Below are 17586 nucleotides of genomic sequence, written 5' to 3' on the forward strand. Positions count from 1 at the left end.
CTTCGTCGTGGCGTCCAGGCCATGCACCCCACAGATCAGGACAGCATTGGCCAGCAGGCGCGGATCCGGTCGATCCACCACCGGACACGCTCGGGCGCCGCTGCCAGCGCGGTGACCCGCGCCGGGTCGGGGGCCACGGCCGCCGCGGGCAATTCGCCGTCGACCGGCACGACGGCCTCGACGACGTCGTCGACGAACAGTCCTCCGGTGCCGAGCCCGCAGGCGTGGGGCAACGACGGCAGACACCCCGCGGCGACCAGACCGATGCCGATGCCCACCGCCGAGTCCAGGGCGCTGGACACCACGATCGGGATGTCGATCTGCTCGGCGACGGCCAGCATGGCCCGCACCCCGCCCAGCGGGGCCACCTTGAGCACCGCGACATCGGCGGCGCGGCTGCGCACCACGTGCAGCGGATCCTCGGCCTTGCGGATGCTCTCGTCGGCGGCCACCGGCACCTGCACGCGGCGGCGGACCTCGGCGAGTTCGGGCACCGTCGCACACGGCTGTTCGAGGTACTCCAGGGGACCGTCCGCGGTCAGCGCCCGCGCGGCGGTCACCGCGTCGTCGACGCTCCAACCGCCGTTGGCGTCCACTCGCACGGTCGGCACCAGCGACCGCACCGCGTTGACCCGGGCAACGTCGTCGGCCAGCGACTGACCGGGTTCGGCGACCTTCACCTTCGCGGTGCGCGCACCGGGAAACCGGGCGAGCACGTCGGCCACCGCGTCGGCGGGCACCGCCGGCACCGTGGCGTTGATCGGGATGCGGGCGTGCCGCACCGACGGCAGCGGCCGATAGGCGGCGTCGATGGCGGCGGCCAGCCAGTGCGCCGCCTCGGGTGGGCCGTACTCGGGGAATGCCCCGAACTCGCCCCAACCCGCCGGGCCGTCGATCAGCGCGATCTCGCGGGTGGTGATCCCGCGGAACCGCACCCGCATGGGCAGAGAGACGACGTGCAGCCGGTCCAGCACATCCGACAGCTCGGGACGGGTCACCCGGCGCCCGCCAGCACGGCCTCGGCGGCGCGGCGGCCGCTGACCAGGGCCCCCTGGATCGAGGCGGTGTCGCGGTGATCGCCGCACACCCACAGCCCGTCCTGGACGCGGACGGGGCGGCGCACCGACAGCGGAGGCGACTGCGCCGGCAGCGCGTGCGGGATCTCGTGGCGGATGAGCAGCTCCCAGCCCGACGCGTCGGCGCCGAGGATCGCCGCCGCGTGCCGCCGGGTCACGGCTTCATCGGGGGCGGAGCCGTCGGGCGCCGCCAGGGCCGACGCGGCGATCAGGTGGCGACCGGGCGGCGCGTAGGTCGGTGCGGCAGCGCTGATGACGGCGGTGTTGAGCACCGGCCCCGGGTTCGCGGGGCGGCCGTCCACCCACAGCATCGCCGGCCCGGTCTGCGGCTGGTCGGTGGCCCACCAATCGGTCACCACGCCGTGCATGTCCGGTTCGGGCAGCCCGGCGAGCCCGGCCGCGGTGACGGGATCGGCGGCGACGACCACCTGTGCGGCCCGCACCGTGTCCGAGCCGTCGGAGACGACGAACCGACCGCTGTCGCGACGGATCTCGACGGCCTTGCGGTGCAGCGTGATCCGGTCTCGCAGCGGGCGGGCGAGTTCGGCGGGCAGCGCGGCCATGCCGCCGGCGGGCAGAGACGGCACCCCGAGGACGAACATGCGGGCCAGCAGCAGCGCGAACGCATTCGACGTGACACCGGTGTCGTCCAGCAGCACCCCGGCGAGGAACCGGTCGATCACGCGGCGGAGTTCACCGCGCACGCCGGCGGCGTCGAGCGCTTCGCGCAGGGTGGCGTCGGTGTTACCCGACTTCAGCACGCCGGGACGCAGCGCGGGCGCCACCCACCGCGCCGCCGCCAACACATCTCTGGGGCCGAGCCCGCCGCGGGCCAGCATCGCCGGCACCTTCTGCGGCAGCCGCAGCGGATGCACCCACACGGTCGAGCCGCGCTCACGGCGGACCGCCACGCCGGCGCCGAAGGGCTGCAGCCGCAGCGCGTCGACGTCCACGGCGCGCCCCAGCTCCGGATAGGCGGGGTTGAGCACCTGAAAGCCGCGGTCGCAGCGGAACCCGTCGACGACGTCCGTGCGGACCCGGCCGCCGATGCCGTCGGAGGCTTCCCACACGTGCACGTCACGTCCGGCCGCGGTCAGCACACCCGCGCACCGCAGGCCGGCCAGCCCGGCGCCGATCACCAGCACATCCATGTCGTCAACACTCATCGCAGCTCATGGTTACCCGTCGGCTCCACTATGACAGCCGCGCGGCGGTGACCAACTCGTGACGGGCTGATCCCCATCCGGTGCTGCGCCGGCCCCGAATCACAGGTGACATCGTGTCCGGGCGTGGGTAGCCCCTGCGAAGAGGAGGTCCTGTGTTCCAGAAAATCACCAAGGTCGTCGGGCAGGTCGCCGAGTCCGCGCTGTCCATCGCCGGCATCCGCACCGTGGAGGAACCGCACTACATCAAGCGCAGCCTGACCGAGGCGGTCGAGATCCGTGAGTACGGCCCGCGCATCGCCGCCGAGACCACCGTCAGCGGAGAGAAGCAGGGCGCGCTGAACACCGGCTTCCGCCGGCTCGCCGGTTACATCTTCGGCGGTAACCACCGCGAGGCGGAGATCGCGATGACCGCGCCGGTCGGGCAGGCCCGGTCCGGCGGCGACGACATCGCGATGACCGCTCCGGTGGCCCAGACCGGCAGCGCCGAGCAGGGCTGGACCGTGCGGTTCTTCATGCCGTCGAAGTGGTCGATGGAAACGCTGCCCACGCCCGATGACGACACCGTGCGACTCGTCCAGGTGCCCGCCGAGACGGTCGCCGTGCTGCGGTTCACCGGCGACCGCAGCGCTCAGGCCGTCGCCGCGCGGACCGAGGAGCTGATGAACACGTTGCGCGACAACGGGATAGAACCCGCCGGCGAGCCGACGTCATGGTTCTATGATCCGCCGTGGACGCTGCCGTTCCTTCGGCGCAACGAGGTCACCGTCGCGATCTGAGTGTCACACCGTGGCGCGGTCGCGGCCCTCCCAGTGCGGCTTGCGCAGCTCCTTCTTCAGCACCTTGCCGGTGGGGTTGCGCGGCAGCTCGTCGCGGATGTCGACCGACTTCGGGCACTTGTAGCCCGCCAGCCGTTCCCGCGCGAAGGCGATGAGCTCGGACTCGGAGACCTCGCCCTCGATCACCACGACGGCCTTGACGACCTCGCCCCATTTGTCGTCGGGCACGCCGATGACCGCGACGTCGACCACCGCGTCGTGCTCGGCCAGCACCCGCTCCACCTCCAGCGAGTAGATGTTCTCGCCGCCGGAGATGATCATGTCCTTGAGCCGGTCCTCGACGAAGATGTAGCCGCCGTCGTCGACGCGGCCGATGTCGCCGGTGCGGAACCAGCCGTCCGGCGTGATCGCTTCAGCGGTGGCCTCCGGCCGGTTGTGGTATCCCTTCATCAACTGCGTTGTGCGGAACCACAATTCACCCTGCTCGCCGGTCGGCACGTCCTCCAGGGTGTCCGGGTCGACGACCCGCACCTCGGCGTTGGGCACCAGGGTTCCGGCGCTGGTCAACCGCTCGGGGTGGTCCTCGGCGCGATGCGCGTCGGGCAGCAGCTGGCTGATCACCCCGCACACCTCGGTCAGACCGTAGGCCTGGACGAAGTCGGTGTCGGGCCACGCGTCCAGTGCCTGGCGCAGCAGCGGCAGCGGCATCGGCGAGGCGCCGTAGCCGTAGGTCTTGAGCGCGCCGAAGAGCTTGACCGCGTCCTCGCCCGTCTCCAGGACCTTGGCCAGCACGGCCGGGACGAGGAACGTGCGGTTGGCGCCTTTGAGAATGGCCCCGGCCAGCGCTGCGCCGTCGACGTCGCGGGTCATGACGCTGGGAATGCCGTCGTAGATACCGAATTGGACATAGGACATGCCGCCGACGTGGAACAGCGGCATCGACACCATGTTCTTGTCGCCCTCGTCGAATTCGAAGCCCTGGTGGGCGTTGACGGTGTGGGCGATGATGTTGGCCTGGGTGAGCTCCACGCCCTTGGGCCGGCCGGTGGTGCCCGACGAGTACATGATGATGCACACGTCGCCGGGATCGACGTCGGCGCTCCGATCGACCGGCGACGCGGCGGCCAGCATGGCCTCGTATTCGTCACCGTCTCCGCCGTCCGGGGTGACGGTGACGACGTGCTCGATGTGGGTGAGCCGGTCGCGGATCTTGTCGATCGCCGGCGCGAACTCCGCCCCGACGACGAGCAGCTTCGCGTCGGAGTCGTTGAGGACGAAGTCGAGCTCGTCAGCGGCCAGCCGGAAGTTGATGACCGCGTTGGCCGCGCCCAGAGACGCAGCGGCATAGGTCAGCTCGACGCACGCCGGGTGGTTCTTGTCGAGGAACGCGACGACGTCGCCGCGGCCGATGCCACGCTCGGTGAGCGCCCCGGCCAGCCGCCGGATGCGGTCGTTCCACTGCGACCAGGTCCACGACCGGTCGAGATAATCCATCGCCTCGGCGTCGGGCTTGATCTCGGCCCACTGCGCGACGCGTTCATCCAGAAAACGGGGTTCGGGCAGGTTCATGTCAGAAGCGTGCCACGCGGTCGGCTGCCGCTGACAGGTTTCGCCCAATCCCATTCAAGTGATTCACAGGTTCAATGGCTCCCTTGCAAAATGTAGATGTCATCGACTGTTTACCACGGTACATGTGAATGGTGATTCCGTGCTCTACGGAACGTCGGCGCGCGAAGGGGCCACGTATTGCGACGAAACCTCCGTCGTCAGGCATCGCCGCCGGCCGCCAAGTCCGCGATGTCACCGCAGACGGCGCGAGATGTCGACGTGCAGGCAGCACGATGTTAATGAGTGTTCTCAAACGTGATACACGTGAGCTGTCGTCCCCGACATACCGATTGACCTACTCGTATCGGCCTTTGACGCGTACATCCATCGGCTCGGAGACGTCATGAAGTTGTAAGTGATTCGGCGCTCCCGGCTTCGGCGACAAGCTAGGCTCGAGAGCATGCCGCCGGCCCAGAAGCGTCCTCGCGACCGGAAGGCGCAGATCGCCCGCGCGGCCTCCGACGCGTTCAGCACCTCCGGCTTTCATGCGGTGAGCATGGAGCAGATCGCGGCACGCGTCGGTGTCTCGGCTGCGGCGTTGTACCGCCACGCCCCAAGCAAATACGATCTGTTCCGCGACGCGATTCTCGGGTTGAGCGGACAACTCGTCACCGCCACCGACTTCGCCGACGCCGCAACGGACGTCGATCCCACCAGCCTCCGGCGCCAGCTGCTCGATGCTCTCATCGACACCTCTCTGGCCAACCGCGCATTCAGCGGACCCTACCGTTGGGAGGGGCGCTACCTGCGCGCGCAGGACCGGGCGGTGCTGGCGGCACAGGTCAAGCTCGTGCACCGCCGGCTGCACCGTCCGTTGATGCAGATGCGCCCCGATCTGACCTCGTTGCAGCGGTGGACGTTGTCGTCGGCGGCGTTGAGCGTGATCGGCTCGATCGCCGACCACCACGCCACACTGAGCACCCGCCAGATTCGGGCGCTGCTGTCGACCTTGGCGTCGGACATACTCGACGCCGAACTGCCCACCGCGCCGCTCCCGTCGACGACGCAGCAGTCTTCCCCCACGCAGCTCCCCACGGACACCGGTCCCGCGATGAAGTACGAGTCACTGCTGAAGGAGTCGTTGAAGCTGTTCCACAAGAACGGATATCACGACACCACCATCGCCGATATCGCTGCGGCCGCGGGCATGCCCGCGTCGGGCATCTACCGCTATTTCGCCGGAAAGGCGGACATCCTGTCCGCCGCCTTCCGCCGCGCCGCCGACCGGGTGTCGGCCGACCTCTCCGAAGCGCTCGCCGCGGAGACGGATCCGGGCCTGGTGCTGGACAGGCTAGTCGACGCCTACATCGCCAGGTCTTTTGCGAGTCCGGAACTGGCCTATCTGTACTACACCGAGAAGGGCAACCTGCCTGCCGACGACGCCAGGATTCTGCACAACATCCAGCGCGCGACCGTGGAGCGGTGGGCGCAGTTGGTCACCGACGTCCGGCCGGCGACGCAGCTGGCCGAGGCCCGCTTCATCGTGCACGCCACCTTCACGTTGGTCGTCGACCTGGGCCGGTTGGCCGACTACGACGATTCCGCCGAAACTCGAACGCTGGTGCGGACGCTCGTGCGTGTCACACTGCTGGGCGCTGACACGTGCCGCCGCCGCGGTCCCCTATCTGTCGACGGTTTGTCGGCCTGACATCCTCACGCGCCGTCACACACACCCGAATCCCGGATGGCGGTGCCGTACACGTTTGCCGTCGCGACGTTGGCATTGATCTGCCCGGACGGCAACCGGCGAGTGATCTTGTCGCTGATCTGGGTGAACTGAAACCACAACCGGTAGATCGAATCTCCGTGGAACAGTGGTGAATACTGGCTCTGATCGGGATAGTTGGTGATGAACAGCGTGTGGGCCCGGGGGTCCAGGAACGCCGCAGACCGGTCGAGGTTGGCCGCGACGGTCGCCGCAGCGGTCTGCACTCCCGGCGCCCCCCAGTCGTCGTCGCGGTCGCCGAGGAAGCCCTGGAAGCCGAAGACCCCGTCCATCAGCGGACCGTACTGGGCGTTGAACCATTGGCATGCGTCACGTTCGGCGGCAATCTGTTCCGGGGTGACCCTGACCTGCCACAGGTTGTACGGAAACGGCGTGTAGTCCGGAGTCCAGTCCGACGGATAGGGCTCGAACACCGGCAGCGACGGCGTGCCGGCTCCGCTGTCGGGCTGCGCGGTCGCCGCCGGTGCGGCTACCAGCGCGACGACTGCCACGGCGAGACTCTTGGCGACGAATCGCCCGAGTGTCACGGCGTTCCGCCGAACTCGGGACGCAGGACACCGGCGAGCGCGGCGAGCGGAATCCGCGCCTGCACCGTCCCTCCGTCCATCGACCACTGCATCACCCCCGGCGTGAAGTCGGTGGGTGAGTCTCGTCCGACCGGATAGTCCGGCATGTAGATCATCAGCTCGTCGGGGGTCAGAGCCCAGGCCTTGTAACCTCCCGAGTACACCGTGTCGGGCGTCCAGCGTTCTGCGACGAACGGGTAGCTGCCCGGCTGATGCGGCGGCGGGGCCGCGTCGAGGGCCGCAACGATGTACGGGTGCGCGAGAGGCGGAATTGCGGTCAGTGGATCGACCCCGGGTTTCACGAGGTCGGCGAGGTGAAGCCTCGCGCCGCGGGCCATGTCGAAGGTGAAGGTCCGGTAGGCGTTGTTGAAGTCGGGGCCGTCGGCGTGGTAGGTCTCGCGGTAGACCAGCGACAGCGCGTCCCCATGCCGGAACACCTGATAGTTACCCTCGCCGAAGCTGTCGGCGGCCATGCGTTGCCCGACGGTGCGCCAATTGCCGACCAACGTGGCCAGATAGTCGCGCAGCACCGGACCCGCAGCCGGGTCGTCGATCAGTTCGGTGGGAATCGCGACCTTGATGTCACGCACCGCGTTTCGGTCGGACTGGACTGTCGTGTGACAGTACTGGCCGTTCCAGGCGCCGCCGAGTTCTTCGCAGAACGAGGTCGCCGATGCCGAAGCCGTCGGCGCCGGGCCCAGTGCCGTGGCGACCACGACGAATGCCGCTGCCAGTCCAGCGTTGCGCATGACGCGTTGCCCGCCTTTCAGGGAAGCTCGACCTGGCTTGCGCGCCAGCGGCCGTCGACGTGGTCCATCGTCATCTTGATTCTGCTGCGGTCGATACGCGGGTCGGGCACGCTGGCGTTCTGGACCGATTGGTCGACGAACAACAACACCACGACCTGGTTCTCGGACGCCGACTGCACCGCCGACTCGAGCACCACCCCGCGGGCGGACGCCTCGTTGTCGATCAGCAGCTGACGCAACTGGGTGCTGGACTTGGTGTACATGTCCTTGAACTCACCGGTCGACCCGTCGAGCACCTGCGCGAAGTTCTCGTCGACATTGGTGGAGTCGATGCTGGTGAGCACCTGCGCGTAGGACACCGCAGCGGTCTGAGCCTGCGCCGCAGCCTGTTCCAGTTGCCGGTCCTGCCACAGCTGCCAGCCGAGATATCCCGACGTCGCGAACCCAGCCACCACCAGGGCGGCCAATGCGCCGACCAGAAACCGGCGTCGCCGACCTGGGGTCGCGGGCCCGGCGTCGTCGCTGTCGCCGTCTCCCGCGGTGTCCGGCTCCGCCGCGGCGTCGTCGGTCAGCCCTTCAGTCGCGGCGCCGTCCGAGGTGGCGGTGTCGTCTCCGGCCGTGTCGGCCTTCTGGTCGTCGAGATCTTCGCCGGTGGTCGACGGCATGGAGGCTCCTTCGTGGTGAGGTCGGGGTTCAGCGCGGGGGCTCGATCGGCAGAGTCGGGCCACCGTACGGAGTGGGAATGGTGTAGCGCCCCTTGGGGGTCGGGTCGGTCGTGCGGCCGAGGTCGGCGCCCGGCGGCGGGCCCGCGGTGTCGTCGCCTGCGGGTCGCGGCGCGTTCTTGGCGCCGCGCACGAGCACGCCGGGATGATCGTCGCGGCAGTACGTGTACATGAACGGCTCCGGATAGTCCGCCGACGACGGGGGCCGGCGCGGGGTGCCGTACTCGCAGGCGTAGCGCGGATAGATGTCGCCGGTGGCCCAGAATCCGTTGTCGTGCATCGTGCTTCCGATCGCATCCAGCAGCGAGGTGCGGTACTCGGGGAACAGCGAGTTCAGCGCCGGGACCCGTAGGTACAGCAGCTGCGACGTGCTGGCCAGGCTGCCCAGCAGCTGCACCATCGTGTCGGAGTTGTCGGTGAACAGATTGTCCACGGAGTTCAGCGACCGCGGTGCGCGGTCGGTCAGCCGGCGGTACCCGTCCTGCATCGAGGCCACCCCGCTCAGAGTTTCCCTCAGATTGTCCGACGCGACCTCGATGCCGGCATTCTTGTCGGCGGCCAGCTGCAACGAAACCCGGCTGGTCCGCAGCATGCTCGAGGTCTCCGGCAGCACCGAATCCAGCGTCGAGAGAAGGAAGGAGCCCCCGTCGATGATGTCGGCGAGCTTCTGCGGACCGGCTTCGGACATGCTCAGCTCGCGCCTGATGACCTCGAGCTTGCCGACATCGGTCTGGGCGAGGGCGCCGTCGGCGTGTGCCAGCAGCGTGGCCAGGGTCACCGGGACCTCCGCCCGGCCGAGTCCGATCACGCTTCCGTCCCTCAGATAGGGGCCGGCGGCCGACGCCGCGGCGAAGTTGATGTACTGCTCACCGGCCGGCGAGAGTCCCGAGACCTGGACGTCACTGGCCTCAGGGATCTTGACCGCGGCGTCGAGCGTGATGTGAGCATCCACCCCGGCCGGGGTGATCTCCAGACTCTGCACCCGCCCGACCGGAACACCGCGCAACGTGACGTCCTGGTTCGGCAGCAACCCGCCGGATTCGGGCAGCTGCACCACGACCCGGTAACTCGCGGCGAACGGATTGACCCGCAGCGCGCCGAGGAGCAGGTACGCGCTCGCCACCACGAGCGTCAGCACCAGTGCGGCGGCGGACAACCACGCCCGCCGGCGATGACCCCATCGCACCACCCCGACGACAGTGTTGGCTGCTCCGTTGATCATCGAGGCGGCTCCGGTGCGACGGTGACGATCTGCCCCGGTTCGGTCGGGCTGGGCGCCACCGGAACCTGCGGCACGGCGGGGCCCTTGCCGACGATCCGTTCCTGCAACCGCAGCAGCGTGAACTTCAGCGATCCGACCAGCTGGTGCCAGTTGTACCGCTTCGGTCCGTGCAGACCTTCGTCGCCGGCGAAACCGATATCCGGGATCGAGCCGAGGACCAACCGGTCGATGCTCACCCTGGTCGAAATGGCATTGCTGGGCATCGATTTGACGAACGGCGGCATCAACCGGTTGAGGGAGTAGAGGGTGGCATCGGGGGCCAGCACCACGTCGTTCCACGCCGCGGCGATCGTGTTGGCGTCCGCGATCACACTGCGACCGCTGGTGTCGTCACCGGCGACGGACGGGAACTTCTGCAGCTGCCCACCGACGTCACCGAGTTGAGTCACCAGATCGGCGATCTGGTCGGTCTGGTCGGCCAGCGTGTCGGTGGCCGGTCCGGCTTCGGACATCAGTTCCCCGAGCACCTCGTTCTTGGTTTCGATCTGGGCGGCGAGGTTCGTCGTCTCGGTCAACGCCGTGGAGATCTGCTCGGAGCGGGCGTTGAGCCTGCCCAGGGTGTGGTTGGTCTTGCTGATCAGGTCACCGAACGCCTGCCCCTGGTCACCGGTGGCCCGCCCCAGGCCGTTGATGATGTTGGTGAAGTTGCGCACCGCGCCACCGTTCACCAGGATTGCCGCCGAGCTCAGCACCGACTCGACAGTTGCCGCAGCAGTCGTCGCTTCCAGGGGGATCACGTCGCCGTCACCGAGCAGCCGGGCGCCCGGCACCACCGGCGTGGGCGGCTTGATCGACACGAACACGTCGCCCAGCGGGGTCGCCGAGCGCAGCTCGGCGGTGCTGCCCTCGGGCAGCTGCACGCCGTCCATGATCCGCAGCGTGGTCACCGCCGTGTAGTTGCGGGCCTGCATCGATTCGAGCTGTCCGACGTCGGCACCCGCCAGCTTGACCTTGGCGTGTGCGGGCAGGTTCAGCGCGTTGGCGAACACCGCGGTCAGCGTGTAGCCGTCCGCGTCGACTCCGGGTGCGGGCAGCGGGAGGCTGGCCAGACCTTCGGTGGCGCAGCCGCTGACGGTGACTGTTGCGACGGCCGCCGCGAGCCAGGTCTTCCGGATACGGCGACCGCGCATCACTTCTGCCCCATCGCGGCCAGCCCGTCGAGCACGTACGACAGCCCGAAGTCGGGCCCGAAGTCCTGCAACGTGCCGGTGCTGCAACCCAACTGGCGCAGTCCCATCATGTTGCACATCTCCTTGACGGTCTGCGTGTCGAACAACACCTTGTCGGTGAGGACGTGCACCCGCACCGCACCGTTCTTCTTGTCGATGATGTTGTAGAGGTTGTCCAGCGTCATCGGCGCCACGTCGAGGAACTCCATCAGGTCACGCTGGTGGTCCACCGTCGTCGTCACGGCGACATCGCCGTTGGCGACGATCTGTCTGACCTCGTCGCGGTGGGTGTCGAGCACTTCACCGACCTGGTTGATGACGTCCTCGAGCTTGCGGCCGGTGGCGCCGGTGCCGAAGTCCTCGTCGGCGAGGACCTGGCTGAGTTGACGCACGGAGCTCCCGAATTCGTCGAGGGTGGCCTCGTTGGCGGCCGCGGCCTCGAACAGGGAGCTGACGTTGCCGATGATGGTGGTGAGTTGGTCGCGGGTCACGTCACCGCGATCGGCGCTGAGCCGCAACGCCTCCGACAGCTCACCGAGCGCGTCCTTCATCTGCTGGCCGTTGCCGTCCACGACGGCCGCGCTGGCGTCGACGACGTCGGCGAGGGGGCCGTTGCCTCTGCCGTCGCCCTCCAGCGACATCGACAGCTTGTCCAGCACGTCGAGCACGCGGGCGAACTCGACCGGGGTCTTGGTGCGGTCCAGTCCGATGGTGGCGTGATCCGCCAGCGTCGGCCCGTCCTGATAGGGCGGGGTCAGCTCGATCTGCCGGTCGGTCAGGATCGAGTTGGAGATCGTCACGGCCTGGACGTCGGCGGGTATCTTGACGTCGCGGTCGACGGTGAAGTCGACCTCGACGTAGCCGCCCATCGGCCGGATCTCGGTGACTGTGCCCACCGGCATGCCCAGTACCGCAACGGTGTTGTCGACGTAGAGGCCCGCGGCGCTGTCGAACTGTGCGGTCACCGTGATCGTGTCCATCCGCTCCGCCAGGTACGACCACCCGATTCCGGCAGCCACCAAGGCGGCGATCAGCACGGTGCCGGTCAGTGCAGCGAGTCTGGTTCTGCGGCTGGTCATTTGCAGTCCTGGAAGTACTGGATCATGTCGAACTGTTTGGCGCGGCCGCTGATCGCGCACATCCACGAATCCACCAGCAGACCGTTGGTGACGTTCAGGTCGACGGCGTTGCCGTTTCCGGTGGCGTTGGCGAGCCCGCGCAGCGCGGGCGGGCCCGCCTGCAACGTGCTGCGCAGCAGATCGTCGTGCTCGCTGAGCATTCCGGAGAGTTCCCGCAGGTCGATGAGCAGCTGCTCCAGTTCGGGGCGGTTGTCCACCGCCACGGTGCTCAGCGTCTCCACGAGGTTGGTCAGCGCTGCCATCATCGCGTGGAAGCTCGCCCGGCGCGCCACGAACTCGCCCAGCAGCGCGTTGCCCTGGTTGACCAGGCTGCCGATCGTGGACTGTTGTCGGCGCAGGGTCGTGCTCACCATCTCGGTGGTCTCAAGCAGCTGGCCCAACTGATCTCGCCGTTCGGCGATGATCGTCGACAGCGTGTGCGTGTTCGCCAGCGCCTGCGGTACCACCGGTGGCAGTGTTTCGAGTTGCTTACCCAGGATCGCCAGGGATTGGGCGAACCTGTCCGAGTCGACCTGCTCATAGGTCCGGGTCACGTCGGCGAGCGCTTCCTGCAGATCGTAGGGAACCTCGGTGTGACGCAGGTCGAAGGTGTCGTCCGGCAACGTCCCCGCGCCGTCGGGTTCCAGCGACAGATATCGCGATCCGAGGATGGTGGTCACCTTGATGACGGCCCGGGACTCCCGGCCGAAGACGATGTCGTCGCGGACTTTGAGCCCGGCCTCGACATGATCTCCGGCCAGCGTCATGCTGGTCACCTCACCGACCGGGATTCCTGCCACCACGATGGGATTGCCCACCTGAAGTGCGGCGGCCTGCAGGAACTTCGCCGCGTAGTGCCGGTAACCGATGTTGGCCAACTGCACCATGAGCATGGCGCCGACCACGACGGCCACCACCGCGATCGCTCCCACGCCGAGCAGCGTCTTGTTGCGCTCCTCGAGCGGCTTCTTCCGGCGTCTGGTCGATGCTTCAGCCATTGGCCAGGTTCCTGCATCGGGGGCTGTAGGTGGCGTCGTTGCCGGGCGTGGCCGCGTCGACGACGATCGGGACCACGTCGTTGAGGCCGGGGAAGAAGCCGGTGGCGTTCAGATCGCAGGCGTACGCGTTGGCGTACGCCCCTTCGTTGGTGATGCGGGCGAATCCCTTGAGCAGCAGCGGCAGATTGGCTCCGGTGAAGGCCAGCTGCGGTTCGATGCTGACCATGTGCCGGGTGAATCCCGGCTCGCGGGTGACCAGTTCGGTGAGGTCGGGCTCCACCTCGTCGCTGATCGTCGACAGTTGGCTCATCACCCGCGAGATGGTGCCCATCGAGTCGACCAGCTCGGGTCGGCGCGCCTCGAAGCTGGACACCACGCCGCGGGTGGTGGTGATCACCTGGTCGAGATCGTCGTTGTGCCGGGCGAGATTGCCGACCACCGAGTTGAGGTCGGTGATGACCGCGCCGAGTTCCTCGTCGCGTCCGGCGAAGGCGTCGGTGAGCTGTGAGGTCTGATCGACCAGCGCCGTGATCGACGCGTTGTCCCCCTGCAGGGACTGGATCACTCCCTGGGTCAGGTCGTCGGCGGCGTTCGGGTCCAGCAGGCTGAACAGCGGCTCGTAACCGTTGAGGAGCGCACCGACGTCGAACGACGGGTCGGTGCGTTCGACGGGAATGACACTGCCCGCCGGCAACGGTCCCGGGTCGCCGACGCTGCCCAGCGACAGCCCGAGGTACCGCTGTCCGACGATGTTCTGGTACGTCACCGACGCGACCGTCGTGCCGAGCACCTGCTGGTCGCTCTGCACCACGAAATCGACCCTGGCGTGCTTGCCGTCGAGTTCGATGCCCTCGACGCGTCCCACCCGCACCCCGGCCATCCGGACGTCGTCGCCTTCGCGCAGACCGAAGACGTCGGTGAACACTGCGGCGTACGGGACCGTCCGACCGGCGACGTCACGCCGCAGTGTCGCGTACACCAGCCACGTCACCGTCACCGCCACCGCCATGAACAACGACAGCCCGATTGCGGCGCCCCGGATCTTCACCGATTCCCCCCTCTCGAGTTCGAATCCGCCAGGGACACCGTGGCACCGCGCGCGACGGGGCCGAGCAGCAGTTGGGTGGCCGTGGTGGCCGGCTGACCGGTGATCACTGCGAGCTGGTTGCGTTCCTGTTGACTGCCAACGGGTCCCACATTGCCGCCGTAGAAATTTCCGCCGGAGAAATTGCCGCCGTAGGAGTTGCCGCCGTAGGAGGCCGGCGCGGCCTCGGCGGGCAGGACCGGCCCGCCGGGGGCAGCCGGGACGGCCGGGCCGGTCGGGCCGGTCGGTGGCGCGGGCGCAGGTGGGGGCGGATCACCGGGTTTCGGCGCGACCGGCGCCACCGGAGACAAGATCTGCGGGGGCTGGGGATCGGGCACCAGCGCGGGGTTGGCCGTGTCGGGCACCGGCGCCGACGGCGGCATCCACGACGGCAGCGGCGGATTCGGGTCGGCCAGACTCGGGTTGTGGTCGACCAGTGGCGGTCCGACCGCCACCAGATTGCCGTTCTCACCGACCACCGTTCCGCTGGGCGGGGCCAGATCCGGAGGGGGCTGATAGTTCTGGGGCAGAAGCACATCCGGCAGCTCCGGACGCGTCGGCACCAGCGGCGCGGTGTAACAGCTCGGCCCCTTCAGCCCGGCGTACTGCGGGCAGTCGGCCCGCGTGTAGCTGTAGGTCGGGGTGAACGACAGGTTCACCCGCATGTTCGCCGTGTCCTGTTCGGGAATCCACACTTCGTCGAAGAACTTGTCGGACAACCCGTTGAGCTTGACGAAGGCGGGCACCCAGTGGGGCGAGATCTCGGCCAGCGATCCCAGTACCGGGGTCAGATCCGAGCTGATCTCGACCAGCTTGTCGGTGTGGTTGTTCAGCGCGGTGTCGGTGGTGCCGAGCGTGTGCAGTCCACCGCTGATCAGCGAATCCAGTTGGCTGCGTTGCCGGACCAGTGTGCGCATCGGCTCCACCGCCACGTGCAGCGCGTCGATCAACTCGGGGGCGGTCTGCTGCAGTCCCCGGGTGGCGTCGATGAGCGCCGAGACCGTCGTCGGGCCCGGGTCGCTCGCCACGATGGAGTCGATCTCGTCGACCAGCCTGCTGAGCTGAGCACCACTGGTCAGCAGCTCGGTGCGGCGATCCTCGGTGGCGGCGTTGACGGCGGCCAAGACGCCGATGGTCTTGTCCTCGCGGCCACGGCCGGTGGCCGCCAGGATGTCGCGCAGCTTGCTGATCGTCGTCTGGAACAGCACGGTGGGCAGCTCGGTGTCCTCGGGGATGTGCGCGCCTTCACTGATCGGCGGGCCGTGCCCCTGGTCGACCAGCTGCACCGACGACACCGCGAAGACGTTGCTCGGCACCACTCGTGCGGTGACGGTCGCGGGAACCGACTTGGCGTAGTGCGGATCCAGATCGATGTGCACGTAGTTCGGCTCGCCGTGCGCGGCGGGGGTGACGTCCTGCACGGCACCGACGAGTACGCCGTGGTACTTCACGTCAGAGCGTTGCGGCAGCCCGTCACCGACGTTGACCAGGTCGGCCACCACCCGCACGTAGGGGTCCAGCCGACCGGTGGCCTTCACCAGCAGCGTCGCCGTCACCACCGCGGCTACCGCCACCAACGCGAGGCCGGCCGCCAGCAGCTGCCGGTCGGAGGGTCCGCGGCCGTCCGTTTCGAACGAATTGCCCATTCAGCCCCCGAACCTCGCGCCGGAGTCGACCGACCACAGCGCCATGGTCAGCAGCATGTTGACCATGATCACCACGGTGATGCTGGCGCGCATCGCGTGGCCGGCAGCCACCCCCACCCCGACCGGACCGCCGCTGGCGTAGAAACCGTAGTAGCACTGGACCGTCGAGGCGATCCACACGAACACGATGGTCTTGATGATCGAGTACACGATGTCCTGCCCGGACAGCATCAGCGTGAAGTAGTGCAGATAGGAGCCGGTCGAACCGCCGGAGATGATCGTGACGACGACCTGGGTGGTCAGGTAGCTCACCGCCAGACAGGCGACGTACAGGGGGACCGCGGCCACGGTCGCGGCCATCAGGCGGGTGGTCACCAGATACGGAATGGGCCGGATCCCCAGCGAATCCAGGGCGTCGATCTCCTCGGCGATCCGCATCGAACCGAGCTGCGCGGTGAAGCGGCAACCGGCCTGCGTGGCGAACGCCAGCGACGCCGCGATCGGCGCGAGCTCACGGGTGTTGACCAACGACGAGATGATGCCGGTCGCCGGCCCCAACCCGAGCAGATCGAGAAAGTTGTAGCCCTCGATCCCCACCAGCGCGCCGACAGTGATACCCAGCACGATCGCCACGCCCGCCGTGCCCCCGCCCACCACCAACGAGCCGTTGCCCCAAGCGATGTCGGAGAGGAGACGGACGAACTCCTTGCGGTAGTGGGTGAACGCGACGGGGATGCCGGCGATCGCGCGGCCGAAGAAGACCAGCATGTGGCCGAGCCGCACGATGGGTCCGGTGGTGCGCTGGTAGAGCTTTCGCGCCGGAGCGAACAGGGCCGGGGTGAACTGGGATGCGGTCATCGGTCTACAGCCCCACCCGCGGGAACATCATGATGTAGAGCTGGCTGATCGCGACGTTGACCACCATCAGCACCAGGATCGATTCGACCACCGCGGCGTTGACCGAGTTCGCCACCCCGGTCGGACCACCCTTCGTCGACATTCCTTTCTGACAGGACACCACGGCGACGATGGCCCCGAACACGACCGCCTTGACCAGCGCCACGATCATGTCCCCCGTCGTGGCGAAGGCGGCGAAGGTGGCGACGAAGCTGCCCGGCGCGCCGTTCTGGAAGTACACGTTGAACAGGTAGCTCGCCAGGAAGCCGACGAAGCAGACGACGCCGGTGAGGGCGACACCGACCATGACCGCGGCCGCGAACCGGGGGACGACGAGTCGGCGCACCACCGACACCCCCATCACTTCCATGGCGTCGGTTTCCTCGCGCATCTTGCGCGAGCCGAGATCGGCGGTGATCGCCGAGCCCACGGCGGCGGCCATCAGGATCGCCGCCGTCAGCGACGCCGCCTGCCGGATCACCGCCAGCCCGCTCGCGGCACCGGCGAGCGACGTGGCGCCGACCTGACCGGCCAGCAACGCGAACTGGATCGACAGCGTCACGCCGATCGGCAGCGCCACCAGGACGGTCGGCAGCACCGCGGTGCCCGCCATGAAAGCGCCCTGCCGGATGAATTCCTGCCATTGGAAGCGCCCGGTCAGCAGATCGATGATGAGATATTGGATCGTCCGCACTCCGAGGACGAACTGGTCCCCGACCGTCGTCAGCGACGCCAGCGGGTGCCGCGAGACGTAGCCACCGGCCCAGTCGGTGATCTCCTGCACGCCGGCGTCGGGTGCCGCCTCTCTCGAAGGTTGTCCAGAAGAACTCGCACTCTGTTGAATCGTCATTTACTTATTGCTGGGTGCATCGGCAGCATCGGCGATCTCTCTGGTTCCTGTTCGTGCAGGATATCGACGTTCAGTAGGTCTAAATGACGTGTGCGACAAAAACCCTTCTCACGTCCCCGCGCAACCTTCACCATCCGTCGGACATGAGTATGC

16 protein-coding genes are annotated in these 17586 nt (G+C 68.1%); 2 read left to right on the forward strand and 14 right to left on the reverse strand.

All coding sequences use genetic code 11. The annotated features are described in order from the left end of the window. Positions 1–35 precede the first annotated feature (35 nt). Positions 36–998 (reverse strand): o-succinylbenzoate synthase, encoded by a 963-nt coding sequence (locus tag J3476_RS08370; RefSeq protein WP_207066021.1) that lies wholly within the window; start codon positions 996–998, stop codon positions 36–38. Next, a complete protein-coding gene (locus J3476_RS08375) occupies positions 995–2242 on the reverse strand; it encodes an FAD-dependent oxidoreductase (protein ID WP_207066022.1) in 1248 nt (415 codons plus the stop codon). The genes J3476_RS08370 and J3476_RS08375 overlap by 4 nt, the downstream gene beginning before the upstream one ends. 152 nt (positions 2243–2394) lie before the next feature. Here J3476_RS08375 and J3476_RS08380 point away from each other — a divergent pair, with 152 nt between their 5' ends. Next, positions 2395–3018, forward strand: a complete 624-nt coding sequence (locus J3476_RS08380; protein ID WP_207066023.1) for a heme-binding protein — start codon at positions 2395–2397, stop codon at positions 3016–3018. A gap of 3 nt (positions 3019–3021) precedes the next feature. Here J3476_RS08380 and J3476_RS08385 read toward each other — a convergent pair whose 3' ends face one another. After that, positions 3022–4587, reverse strand: a complete 1566-nt coding sequence (locus tag J3476_RS08385) for a long-chain-fatty-acid--CoA ligase (RefSeq protein ID WP_207066024.1) — start codon at positions 4585–4587, stop codon at positions 3022–3024. 439 nt (positions 4588–5026) lie between these two features. Between J3476_RS08385 and J3476_RS08390 the strand changes: the two genes are divergently transcribed. Further along, positions 5027–6274, forward strand: coding sequence for a TetR/AcrR family transcriptional regulator (locus J3476_RS08390; RefSeq protein ID WP_207066025.1), 1248 nt, complete (start codon positions 5027–5029; stop codon positions 6272–6274). 5 nt (positions 6275–6279) lie between these two features. On the opposite strand, the gene J3476_RS08395 is transcribed toward J3476_RS08390, so the two are convergent. The 11 genes from J3476_RS08395 to J3476_RS08445 are packed head-to-tail and all read right to left on the reverse strand — an operon-like array spanning position 6280 to position 17433. Beyond that, complete coding sequence (locus J3476_RS08395) at positions 6280–6879, reverse strand: hypothetical protein (RefSeq protein WP_207066026.1); 600 nt, start codon at positions 6877–6879, stop codon at positions 6280–6282. Further along, on the reverse strand, positions 6876–7667 hold the full coding sequence (locus J3476_RS08400; RefSeq protein WP_207066027.1) for a mannan-binding family protein: 792 nt from the start codon (positions 7665–7667) through the stop codon (positions 6876–6878). The genes J3476_RS08395 and J3476_RS08400 overlap by 4 nt, the downstream gene beginning before the upstream one ends. Positions 7668–7684: 17 nt before the next feature. Further along, positions 7685–8332 (reverse strand): DUF3329 domain-containing protein, encoded by a 648-nt coding sequence (locus J3476_RS08405; protein WP_207066028.1) that lies wholly within the window; start codon positions 8330–8332, stop codon positions 7685–7687. A 28-nt stretch (positions 8333–8360) separates the two neighbouring features. Continuing rightward, positions 8361–9611 (reverse strand): MlaD family protein, encoded by a 1251-nt coding sequence (locus tag J3476_RS08410; RefSeq protein ID WP_207066029.1) that lies wholly within the window; start codon positions 9609–9611, stop codon positions 8361–8363. Continuing rightward, on the reverse strand, positions 9608–10801 hold the full coding sequence (locus J3476_RS08415; protein ID WP_207066030.1) for an MlaD family protein: 1194 nt from the start codon (positions 10799–10801) through the stop codon (positions 9608–9610). Before J3476_RS08415 ends, J3476_RS08410 begins: the two co-directional genes overlap by 4 nt. After that, entirely contained in the window at positions 10801–11919 is a 1119-nt protein-coding gene (locus J3476_RS08420) for an MCE family protein (protein ID WP_207066031.1), read from the reverse strand. Before J3476_RS08420 ends, J3476_RS08415 begins: the two co-directional genes overlap by 1 nt. Further along, complete coding sequence (locus J3476_RS08425) at positions 11916–12956, reverse strand: MCE family protein (protein WP_207066032.1); 1041 nt, start codon at positions 12954–12956, stop codon at positions 11916–11918. Before J3476_RS08425 ends, J3476_RS08420 begins: the two co-directional genes overlap by 4 nt. Next, positions 12949–14004 carry an MCE family protein gene (locus J3476_RS08430; protein WP_207066033.1) on the reverse strand — a complete coding sequence of 352 codons (1056 nt, stop codon included), beginning with the start codon at positions 14002–14004 and terminating at the stop codon, positions 12949–12951. The genes J3476_RS08425 and J3476_RS08430 overlap by 8 nt, the downstream gene beginning before the upstream one ends. Next, on the reverse strand, positions 14001–15686 hold the full coding sequence (locus J3476_RS08435) for an MCE family protein (RefSeq protein WP_207066034.1): 1686 nt from the start codon (positions 15684–15686) through the stop codon (positions 14001–14003). The genes J3476_RS08430 and J3476_RS08435 overlap by 4 nt, the downstream gene beginning before the upstream one ends. Next, entirely contained in the window at positions 15687–16544 is an 858-nt protein-coding gene (locus tag J3476_RS08440; RefSeq protein WP_207066035.1) for an ABC transporter permease, read from the reverse strand. 4 nt (positions 16545–16548) lie between these two features. Further along, positions 16549–17433, reverse strand: coding sequence for an ABC transporter permease (locus J3476_RS08445; protein WP_286182759.1), 885 nt, complete (start codon positions 17431–17433; stop codon positions 16549–16551). Positions 17434–17586: the final 153 nt, after the last annotated feature.

This window comes from Mycobacterium sp. PO1 (genome assembly GCF_017312405.1).
GTDB lineage: Bacteria > Actinomycetota > Actinomycetes > Mycobacteriales > Mycobacteriaceae > Mycobacterium.

What these genes read in the sequence shown, in the direction of transcription:
- J3476_RS08375 (WP_207066022.1), bottom strand. Translation starts at nt 2,242, where the DNA reads ATGAGTGTTGACGACATGGATGTGCTGGTGATCGGCGCCGGGCTGGCC.
- J3476_RS08385 (WP_207066024.1), bottom strand. Translation starts at nt 4,587, where the DNA reads ATGAACCTGCCCGAACCCCGTTTTCTGGATGAACGCGTCGCGCAGTGG.
- J3476_RS08390 (WP_207066025.1), top strand. Translation starts at nt 5,027, where the DNA reads ATGCCGCCGGCCCAGAAGCGTCCTCGCGACCGGAAGGCGCAGATCGCC.
- J3476_RS08400 (WP_207066027.1), bottom strand. Translation starts at nt 7,667, where the DNA reads ATGCGCAACGCTGGACTGGCAGCGGCATTCGTCGTGGTCGCCACGGCA.
- J3476_RS08405 (WP_207066028.1), bottom strand. Translation starts at nt 8,332, where the DNA reads ATGCCGTCGACCACCGGCGAAGATCTCGACGACCAGAAGGCCGACACG.
- J3476_RS08410 (WP_207066029.1), bottom strand. Translation starts at nt 9,611, where the DNA reads ATGATCAACGGAGCAGCCAACACTGTCGTCGGGGTGGTGCGATGGGGT.
- J3476_RS08415 (WP_207066030.1), bottom strand. Translation starts at nt 10,801, where the DNA reads ATGCGCGGTCGCCGTATCCGGAAGACCTGGCTCGCGGCGGCCGTCGCA.
- J3476_RS08420 (WP_207066031.1), bottom strand. Translation starts at nt 11,919, where the DNA reads ATGACCAGCCGCAGAACCAGACTCGCTGCACTGACCGGCACCGTGCTG.
- J3476_RS08425 (WP_207066032.1), bottom strand. Translation starts at nt 12,956, where the DNA reads ATGGCTGAAGCATCGACCAGACGCCGGAAGAAGCCGCTCGAGGAGCGC.
- J3476_RS08435 (WP_207066034.1), bottom strand. Translation starts at nt 15,686, where the DNA reads ATGGGCAATTCGTTCGAAACGGACGGCCGCGGACCCTCCGACCGGCAG.
- J3476_RS08440 (WP_207066035.1), bottom strand. Translation starts at nt 16,544, where the DNA reads ATGACCGCATCCCAGTTCACCCCGGCCCTGTTCGCTCCGGCGCGAAAG.
- J3476_RS08445 (WP_286182759.1), bottom strand. Translation starts at nt 17,433, where the DNA reads ATGACGATTCAACAGAGTGCGAGTTCTTCTGGACAACCTTCGAGAGAG.